The organism is Pontibacter rugosus (assembly GCF_042678745.1).
GTDB classification, from domain to species: domain Bacteria; phylum Bacteroidota; class Bacteroidia; order Cytophagales; family Hymenobacteraceae; genus Pontibacter; species Pontibacter rugosus.
In genome coordinates this window covers 1-8,674 of the sequence record NZ_JBHTLD010000204.1, presented here as the reverse complement: position 1 = coordinate 8,674, position 8,674 = coordinate 1, and the positions used below count along the sequence as shown (strand labels likewise).

Sequence of the window (8,674 nt, the reverse complement as noted above, 5' to 3'; positions counted from 1 at the left end):
GGGGCTTTTGGCAAAAGATACCTGTATATTAAGATTAATATGCTTTTGTATTTACAAAGATATACTTATCCTTTTGGAGCTTTCTAAACAGCGATCGTGCCAGATGATTATTTAAGGTATCATATCCTGCAGAAACACCTTGAATCATAGAGTCTGCAAACCACACAGGCTTCAATGAGTTTATATCCACTAAATAAGTATGGAAAACGGCATTTGGTTCTTGATCTACGGTCGTGGCACTTGTATAATCGAAGTGTACTGTTGAATAACTCTGGCTATACCAGTAATTCTTTTGGTTTACGAGTAGGATGCCATCAACACCTATCTTGTTGATCTTTTCGACAAACTCACTATAACTTACATCTGAGTTCAGTTCAAAAACCTCAGATGATTTTATAATGCGGGTTTGTACGTTTTCTTTCTCTAGATTTCGTGCAAGCGTCTTCTCCAAATGCTTGCGATACTTAACATTCTCGAGGTTATTAAATTTGCCCCTTACGTGCTGCTCGTAAGTTGCCGAATCAAGTTGGCTGAAATCAGCATCCATTTCGGTTACTAAGGTCATAATGCCAACATAGAACTTATCAGGCTTCTCTACTTTAGCGGTAGAGGTAGAAGTAACAGCACAGCCTGAGAACATACAGAGGCATAGCAAAAGGCAGGGGAATAGTATTGTTTTCATGATTAGAGATATAAGTTATACATGCAAAATGATATAAGGAGCTTGAGGAGTTTAAGCCAACTCAGTGAGCGCCTAAAATAGGAAAGGTTTACTCTACCTGTCTCCTAATATTTGTGTTGTTAAATATAATGTAAATATTGCAAATTTTAAGTATAACTATAAGGTTATTGCCGGCAGATTGATTTTGATTAGTTAGGCTATATAGAATAGCTGTATCTACATCTATTCGCAATGCTCGAAGCAGTAGTCTTGGCTTTCGTGAGTAAGAAGCAATTTATATTTTGTAGGGGAGAAATGGAGACAGAAGAGATTGCACTAGTGAGGCAGTGAATGAAACAGAAAAGGAAAGTCCTGGTATGCCTATAAGGAAAATAAGTAATGCCAAAGCTTATTGCTTCTTCTGTATTTGTATTCTAAAAAGGCAGTACTGTTCTCACCTAATGAAAACCTCTGTCTTTCTCAATAAGGCAGAAGAGGCATTTAAAGGCCACCTGTTTCTGTTATTGCTAACTATCGGCAAAAAATCTATCACTTATAAATGGCGGCAAACAAGCCCAGGCTGAGGACAATTAGCAGGAAGATGTTTGCTATGGCCGGGATTTTTTTATCGCGTAATTCTCTGTACTCTATGTAATTGAAAGTAACAACGACTAATAGAATAATGTTAAGGATAGTGAAGGCCTTGTAAGCGCTACTGCCTATGTTTTTAAGCTTGATCGTCATAATCTTATCTATAAGAAGTAGAAACGGGTTGGTATTACCGCTGTCGCCTTAAAGTAACAGCAGTGGTAGAAAGACCTGCTAAATATATGAAAAAGCTTAACTGGTAGCAACTTGTTTCAGGTGCTTCAGAAGCAGTAAAAGCATGCTTTGCATGGGCAGCAGAACTGTATATTATTGCCCATACAAAGGGTATGCATCTAACAAAAGTATAGAAACAGGCTACCCTGCTGTAGTATAGCAGCTCTGGTCTGTTTTCAATAACTTCCCAACCGGAAAGCCTTTTACCTCTGCCTGGTAAATTAAGCGATTATAGATATCCTGGTCAAGCTGTGGGGTGCGAGATAGAATCCAGAGGCTCTCACGGTCAGGAGTACCAACAAGCGCATATTGGTAAGCAGGATCGAGTTCCAGTATCCAGTAATCGCCTTTAAAAGGCCAGAAGAACTGTACCTTAAGCTTACTGTTGTGGCTCCCCTCCACCGGGAACGCCTTTCCTTCTGCAATGTCCAGCTTTCCTTCAGGGCCGCCTTCATGGCAGGCGTTGCGGACTTCTATATACCCATTGGGATTTTGTTGGTATTCGGCATACACGCAGTGGCAGCCTTTTTCAAAGCGTTTAGGCAGTCTGGCTATTTCATACCAGCGGCCTGCATACTTATCCAGGTCTACGTTAGCTACGGTAGCCAAAGGAGCGTTACTTTTCTTTCGATTGCTAAGAATAAGTACACTTGCCAGCGCTGCACCTGCGCCAATCCATAGTTTTGTGTTGTTTTTCATAGTTGTATTAAAGCGATTGTTGCTACAGCTGTTTTGCCATACGGTAATGCTGTATAGTGCCAAACAGGATGTAGGTTTTTTCTAGTATCTCATACCCGTTTCTGCGGTAAAAGTTTACGGCGTTTTCGCGTGCCTGAAGCGTCACAGTCTTGGCACCAAGCTGTCGTGCACGGTCCTCTAGGTATAGTAGAAGCTTGTTGCCTAGCTGTTTGCCTTGCTGATCGGCACGCACACCCATAAACCGAAGCTGGGCTTCCTGTGGTGTGTTCAGGTGCAAACGGCACACGCCTACTGCTTCGCCAGCTTCATCAACAAGCATGGCATGTATGGCAGTGGCATCATCGTCAGCGCGCTCGCTGCCTTCGGGCGCACCCCAGGGTTCGCGTAACGTTTGGTAGCGCAGGTGGTAATACTTTTCTAATGCTTCTGGCGTGGCAGGTTCTAGTATTTTCATATAGCGTAATTTAACATCAGCCACAAGATAAAACCCACAGACTTATTCTGAAAGTTTTAGTGGCTATAAGACAGCAGCATGTGTGCTATGCCAGTGCCGCTTTATACTTCTGAATTACATTAAAATTACTGGAGCAAGTATAGCGCAAACATGTTTTACTTTACCAGCTTTGCACCATCTTAATGGCATCTGGAGCTGCGGTTGCAGAGGCACTGCAGCAGAGAGAAGCTGTTTGTCTGGCTGTTTATGGCCTTTGTCGGCCTAATTATATAGCTAATCTTGCGCCAAAAAAATAACTTTGTTGGGCAAAGCCGTGTAAAATCTAACGCTTAACATATAAAATACATTTACCTATGGCATCTTTTGACATCGTAAGCAAAGTTGACCCACAAACAATGGACAACGCCGTGAATGTGGCACGGAAAGAAATCATGAACCGTTACGACTTCCGCGACACTAAGGGCACGCTGGAATTCGATAAGAAAAACAACATGGTGCACATTTCTATGGAGAACGACATGCGCCTGCAGCACACCGAGGATGTACTGATCGGTAAAATGGTGAAGCAGGAACTGGATGCCACCGCACTTGATTTCTCTAAGGACTCTTACCAGTCAGGAGCCATGGTGAAGAAGGATATTAAAGTGAAGGCTGGCATTGATAAAGAGACCTCTAAAATAATCATGAAGCTGATAAAAGACAGCAAAATGAAAGTGTCTGCGGCCATCATGGATGAAACAATCCGGGTTACAGCCAAAAAAATTGATGACCTGCAAGGGGTGATCGGTTTATTGCGCAGCAATACCCAGGAAATTGGCATGCCGCTGCAGTTCGTGAACATGAAATCTTAAAGCTTTTTCCTTCGCCTGCATGATTGCTAAAGTTGTGGCAACGTTACTGATATACAATCAGTAATTAAAGTCTACATTTGCTTTTTATACGCAAGCGAAAAAAGATAAACTATGGAAGTATTTGCTAATCCGGACGCATGGATAAGCCTGCTGACACTAACCTTCATGGAGGTAGTGCTGGGCATTGATAACATCGTATTCATCTCCATTATAGTTGCCCGGTTGCCCCAGGAGCAACAGGGTAAAGGCCGCACCATAGGCCTAATGCTAGCACTGGTTTTTCGGGTACTGCTCTTGCTGTGCATCAGCTATATTGTGCAGGCAAAGGAGCCACTGTTTACCATTGACTTGCCCTTTACAGCAAACGAGTTAGCTATTTCCTGGCGTGATATTATTTTGTTCTGTGGTGGTTTGTTCCTGTTAGCTAAAAGTACCACCGAGATACACAACAAGCTGGAGGGAGAAGAGGAAACGCATACTTCTGGGAAAGTCACTACTTCGCTAAGTAAAGTGTTGATACAGATTATTCTGATTGATATCGTTTTCTCCTTCGATTCCATTCTAACCGCCGTGGGCCTTGTAGACGAGGTGATCATCATGATTGTGGCCGTTGTTATTTCGATGGGAATCATGTTGGCTTTCGCCAAGGTGATAAGCGATTTCGTAAACAACCGCCCAACTGTAAAAATGCTGGCGCTCTCGTTCCTGCTCCTGATCGGGGTGATGCTGGTGGCGGAGGCCTTCCATGTGGAAATACCGAAAGGCTATATCTACTTTGCCATGTTCTTCTCGCTGATGGTGGAAATGCTAAACTCCAAGCTGCGCAAGAAAACAGAGCCACCGGTGCACCTGCGGCAGAGCAAGATTGTGGATGGAGAAAAATACTCTGCTATCGACTAAAATACCCACAACTCATAAAAAGGGCTTCCGACAATCTGCGTCGGAAGCCCTTTTTTATTTCCAGCAGGTGCTGCTAATCTTGCCGCTAACCGCTATCTTAGAATAGCTATGTTCATACCTACCCACCAACCTATGCAGTACCGCAGCAGAGCTATGGCAGCTCTCATATTTCTGGTTGTTACAAGCCTGTCGCTCCTGAGTTTATACTTGCTTTCGCCACCTGCCCCTGAACCGGCTTCAGCGCCTGCTGCAACTTTTTCTGCGGAACGGGCTATGCAGCATGTGCGGCAAATAGCGCAGGAGCCGCACCCTATGGGCACCTTAGCGCATGCCAAGGTAAGAACCTACCTGCTGCAGCAAATGCAGGCGCTGGAGCTTAACCCTCAGGTACAGGATACAACGGCAGCAGAAGTATACGGCGGCGTAGGGATGGTAGGGCATGTGTATAACCTGGTGGGCAGGCTAAAAGGAAACGGGAAGAGCGACAAAGCCATTCTGCTGATTGCGCACTACGACTCGCAGCCAAATGCCTTAGGAGCCGGCGATGATGGCGCAGGCGTAGCCGCTATACTGGAAACAGTACGCGCTCTGAGGCAGACGGAACCTCTGGAGCACGACGTAATAGTGCTGCTGACAGATGGGGAGGAGTTTGGCTTGTATGGTGCAAAAGCATTTCTGAAGCACCCATGGGCAAAAGAAGTAGGCGTGGTTATGAACCTGGAGGGGCGCGGCAATGAAGGCCCAAGTATGACCTTCGAGATGAGTCCGGAAAACGGCTGGGTCACCCGACAGTATGCCGCTGCTGTACCACACCCATACTTCAGCTCGCTGGCTTATGAAATCTACAGCCGCATGCCCAACAACACTGATTTTACAGTATATAAAGAGGCAGGCTATACAGGGCTGAACTCCGCTTTTATAGATGGTTTTGTGCATTACCATAAAGCTACCGATGCCCCCGAAAACCTTAGCAAGCGCAGCCTGCAGCACCACGGCAGCAATATGCTGGCACTTACCCGTCACTTCGGCCATACTTCTTTAGAAGCTACCAAAGCCCCGGATGCTGTTTTCTTCAACTTTATAGGCAGTTGGGTAATCACCTATAGCGCCGGTTTAAATCTATTGTGGGTAGCCTTGACAGCACTTTTGCTACTAGTTACGTTGGTAATAGGACTTCGAAAGCAGGTGATAACGGTGCGGCAGGTTATACTTGGTTTTGTTTTATACTTGCTGATGCTGGTAGTTGTGGTGGCACTTTTCTACCCTATCAATGAGGCTGTGTGGCGCTTGCTGCCGCTTTCTCACCGACACAATGGCGTATACAGCGCAGATAACTTTTTTTTGGCTTACCTACTGTTGGCGCTGGGCTTATTTCTGCTGCTCAGTTGGCTGGTATTGCGGTGGCTGCGGCTGTTCTCCCTGCTGATGGGTGTGGTTGTACTTCAGTTTGTGCTGATGCTGGTCGTATACCTGCTGGCACCCAACGCAGCTTACCTTTTCATTTTTCCGCTACTCTCTAGCTTAGGAGGTATAGTGGTTGTGTTTCTTATGGATTGGGATAAAAGTCCGAAAGTGCATGTAACTTACACGCTGGTGCTTTTGGTGGCAAGTGTGCCCGCCATTTTCCTGATGATGCCTATTGTAGAGGTGGTGTTCACAGCTTTTGCGCTGCAACTGCCTTATGGTATGGTTCTCTTGTTGCTGTTGCTGGCAGGCCTGCTTTTGCCACTTTTGGTCGTGCTAGAGCGCAGCTTTAGCCTGAAAGGATTTCCGCTGCTACCTGTTGTGCTGCTGCTGGCAGGTAGTATACAAGTAGCGCGCGCTGTGCAAGGCGAGGCTCCCTCAGCAGAACGGCCGCTGCACAGTGCTGTGAGCTACTACTTAAATGCAAACACAGGTAAAGCCTACTGGGCCTCCTCTTATACCACTACCGACGATTGGAACAGGCAGTTCTTCCCCGAACCTGCCATCGGGAAACTGTCTGGTTTTTACCCTTACTCCGGCAAGTTATACTTGCAGAATGCCGCAGAGGCACTGAACATACCTGCTCCAGTTGCTGAAATACTGCAGGATTCTGTGGCTAGTGGCGAGCGCCTGTTGCGCCTGCGCCTGCAAGCGCGGCGGGAGGAGGCGATACACCTGGAGGTGTTGCTGCAGCCCGAACACGCAGAGGATGTACTGGCAGTGTCGCTTGCAGGGGAGGCCTTAGAGTTAGATCCGCTACCTGCTGTTGAAGATGCTAAAGTATACCTGATGCGCCTGCATGGTTTGCCGCCTTCTAAATCAGTAGAACTAAGTCTGCGCCTAAAAGCAGGTGCTCCGCTGCTTATCCAGTTATCTGACCAAAGTATGAACCTGCCAGAGCAACTGGTAAAGCAACCAAAACCAGCACACGTCATAGCCGAGCAAGGCCGTGATAGTAATCTAACAGTTGTGCAGAAAAGTTATACTTTCTAAAAAAAGAATAGCAGCTTAAACAGGCCCAGTTATACTATGTTAGGAATCTTATGGAAAGCTAAACCCAGGTATAGGAGAGTACAGTATAGGATATAGGCAACCTATAAGATGCATCCGTTTATGTTTTTAGATAAAGTTATTTCTGTTACGCTGGGCGCTATATTTTTGCTGATGCTGGCCTGCGAAGATCCTGCTGCTGAAAGGAGTGAGGCAGTAGCAGAAACCCATACACGTACCCTTCTAGATGATCCTGTTTTTTGGGATTATGCCGCAAGTAGCAACTTGCTGCAAGTACAGATGGCAGAACTGGCAGCAAAGCAAGGCTCTACAGAACATATCAGGAATCTGGCAAGAGAGGCTGCTGATTATCATAAACAAACTCTGCAACAGCTGAAGGCGCTGGTGAAAAAGCAGGAGCATATAAAGTTGCCTATTGGCCTAGAGGGAGCAGACAAAACGCTGGTGCAGGATTTTACTTTGCTAGAGGGAGAAGAGTTTGATCTGCGTTACCGCGAATTCGTGTTAAGTACACACAATGCCCAACTCAACAGGTATGAGGAAGCGCTCACGAAAGCAGATGACCAATTAACCCGCGATTGGATCATGGATCTCCGGTCTCACTTGCGCAGTAAAATTAATTTGATCACACAGCCTGATTCTGTGGTTATGGCAGCACAATAACCTTGATAAGAGCAACAAGTGTTGCCAAAATTGATACAGGAAGCTAGTTCCTTAACAATATAAGGTTTGGCTTGAGAAAAGAATAGTAAGTAGTAGTATAGGAAAAGTATAAGTGTTGAGCTTATTTCCAGAGCTCGGAGGCTTTGCGGGCCATACGAAAGAAAATCTCTCGTTCCAGACCTGCTAGTTGCCTGGCCTCAGCTTCTCCATAGCCGTTCTCCATAGCATTCAGGTAGTCATAGTATAGCTGTGCCAGTTCAAGCGAGTCATCTTCAAAACACTCTGCCAGGTCGCCTTTAAACAGCTGCTCTGGCTCAAATACTTTAGAGGGGTATAGCTTATCCAGTTGATAGATGAGGTACTTTTGGCGTATTTTGTTGGGCTTGCCTCCAAAGAGTTGCTCTATTGGCAGGTCCTCGTCTTCTTCGTCATACTCCTCGAAATCATCTTCCAGGGCAAGTGGTTCATATACGATAATATCATGACCCGTTAGCTCCAGGTACTCATCAAAGTCTTCTTTGATAGGAATAAGTGTAGGGGCATCGTAAGGCTTATCCAGCGTTTCGGCAAGGTGCAGGGCTATTTCCTTGCCTTTTTCGCCGGCAGCAATCAGGATTTGATTAAACTGTGTAAAGTCACAGCCTAAGTATACAAACTTATATTCATCATCAAGCACAGTAAAACACCACAGCGTTATAAACTCCGTATCATCAATCACCACGGTGTCGATGTAGAGTTCGTTGATCTGTGTATAATTAGGGGTGTATTCCTGAGCGTCCATGGCGTTACGGCTTTAAATTCTGTTTTGCTGCATTTAGGCACAGCACGGGCACTATTTGTGCGTATACGGAGTTTTGCTGCACGTGGCAATTAATCTATATATTATTTTCATCCAAATTTTAGTCATCGTTTCGGCAAACGTAATAGATAACCGCCCCCAGTATAGTAATGCCGATACGAATGGCCCAACTTGCTGTTTCGCCATACTGATCTAACCAGTTTAATACCAAAAGGTTAGCCCCTGTTAAGCCAAGCAGTAGCGAAACAAGACCTGCCAGAAATAAAAACAGCCCGATAAATTTCATACATGAAAAATAATGTGTGAATAGTAAGCCTTGAAATTCAATTGTTAAAGCAACTGTTTAATAT

The 8,674-nt window shown here is 45.3% G+C and carries 9 protein-coding genes; 4 read left to right on the top strand and 5 right to left on the bottom strand.

The window, feature by feature from the left end; all coding sequences use genetic code 11:
- Positions 1 to 34 precede the first annotated feature (34 nt).
- The 3 genes from ACFQ2O_RS17595 to ACFQ2O_RS17585 form a co-directional block, all read right to left on the bottom strand.
- A complete protein-coding gene (locus tag ACFQ2O_RS17595; RefSeq protein WP_377530856.1) occupies positions 35 to 682 on the bottom strand; it encodes a hypothetical protein in 648 nt (215 codons plus the stop codon).
- A 942-nt stretch (positions 683 to 1,624) separates the two neighbouring features.
- On the bottom strand, positions 1,625 to 2,182 hold the full coding sequence (locus tag ACFQ2O_RS17590; protein WP_377530854.1) for a lipocalin family protein: 558 nt from the start codon (positions 2,180 to 2,182) through the stop codon (positions 1,625 to 1,627).
- A gap of 22 nt (positions 2,183 to 2,204) precedes the next feature.
- Positions 2,205 to 2,636, bottom strand: coding sequence for a GNAT family N-acetyltransferase (locus ACFQ2O_RS17585; protein ID WP_377530851.1), 432 nt, complete (start codon positions 2,634 to 2,636; stop codon positions 2,205 to 2,207).
- A 353-nt stretch (positions 2,637 to 2,989) separates the two neighbouring features.
- Here ACFQ2O_RS17585 and ACFQ2O_RS17580 point away from each other — a divergent pair, with 353 nt between their 5' ends.
- The 4 genes from ACFQ2O_RS17580 (at position 2,990) to ACFQ2O_RS17565 (ending at position 7,525) form a co-directional block, all read left to right on the top strand.
- Positions 2,990 to 3,487 carry a YajQ family cyclic di-GMP-binding protein gene (locus tag ACFQ2O_RS17580; protein WP_377530847.1) on the top strand — a complete coding sequence of 166 codons (498 nt, stop codon included), beginning with the start codon at positions 2,990 to 2,992 and terminating at the stop codon, positions 3,485 to 3,487.
- A gap of 111 nt (positions 3,488 to 3,598) precedes the next feature.
- Positions 3,599 to 4,387: a TerC family protein gene (locus tag ACFQ2O_RS17575; RefSeq protein WP_377530845.1), complete on the top strand. Its 789-nt coding sequence runs from the start codon at positions 3,599 to 3,601 to the stop codon at positions 4,385 to 4,387.
- 153 nt (positions 4,388 to 4,540) lie between these two features.
- The gene (locus ACFQ2O_RS17570) at positions 4,541 to 6,844 is read left to right on the top strand and encodes a M20/M25/M40 family metallo-hydrolase (protein WP_377530842.1); all 2,304 of its coding nucleotides are present in this window, start codon (positions 4,541 to 4,543) and stop codon (positions 6,842 to 6,844) included.
- A 120-nt stretch (positions 6,845 to 6,964) separates the two neighbouring features.
- The gene (locus tag ACFQ2O_RS17565; protein WP_377530839.1) at positions 6,965 to 7,525 is read left to right on the top strand and encodes a DUF4142 domain-containing protein; all 561 of its coding nucleotides are present in this window, start codon (positions 6,965 to 6,967) and stop codon (positions 7,523 to 7,525) included.
- 121 nt (positions 7,526 to 7,646) lie between these two features.
- Here ACFQ2O_RS17565 and ACFQ2O_RS17560 read toward each other — a convergent pair whose 3' ends face one another.
- Positions 7,647 to 8,306, bottom strand: coding sequence for a hypothetical protein (locus ACFQ2O_RS17560; RefSeq protein WP_377530836.1), 660 nt, complete (start codon positions 8,304 to 8,306; stop codon positions 7,647 to 7,649).
- Between the two features lie 118 nt (positions 8,307 to 8,424).
- Positions 8,425 to 8,610 (bottom strand): hypothetical protein, encoded by a 186-nt coding sequence (locus ACFQ2O_RS17555; protein WP_377530833.1) that lies wholly within the window; start codon positions 8,608 to 8,610, stop codon positions 8,425 to 8,427.
- Positions 8,611 to 8,674: the final 64 nt, after the last annotated feature.

Excerpts from the sequence above, each read along its gene's own strand:
- ACFQ2O_RS17595 (WP_377530856.1), bottom strand. The coding sequence starts at position 682 with ATGAAAACAATACTATTCCCCTGCCTTTTGCTATGCCTCTGTATGTTC.
- ACFQ2O_RS17590 (WP_377530854.1), bottom strand. The coding sequence starts at position 2,182 with ATGAAAAACAACACAAAACTATGGATTGGCGCAGGTGCAGCGCTGGCA.
- ACFQ2O_RS17585 (WP_377530851.1), bottom strand. The coding sequence starts at position 2,636 with ATGAAAATACTAGAACCTGCCACGCCAGAAGCATTAGAAAAGTATTAC.
- ACFQ2O_RS17580 (WP_377530847.1), top strand. The coding sequence starts at position 2,990 with ATGGCATCTTTTGACATCGTAAGCAAAGTTGACCCACAAACAATGGAC.
- ACFQ2O_RS17575 (WP_377530845.1), top strand. The coding sequence starts at position 3,599 with ATGGAAGTATTTGCTAATCCGGACGCATGGATAAGCCTGCTGACACTA.
- ACFQ2O_RS17570 (WP_377530842.1), top strand. The coding sequence starts at position 4,541 with ATGGCAGCTCTCATATTTCTGGTTGTTACAAGCCTGTCGCTCCTGAGT.
- ACFQ2O_RS17565 (WP_377530839.1), top strand. The coding sequence starts at position 6,965 with ATGTTTTTAGATAAAGTTATTTCTGTTACGCTGGGCGCTATATTTTTG.
- ACFQ2O_RS17560 (WP_377530836.1), bottom strand. The coding sequence starts at position 8,306 with ATGGACGCTCAGGAATACACCCCTAATTATACACAGATCAACGAACTC.
- ACFQ2O_RS17555 (WP_377530833.1), bottom strand. The coding sequence starts at position 8,610 with ATGAAATTTATCGGGCTGTTTTTATTTCTGGCAGGTCTTGTTTCGCTA.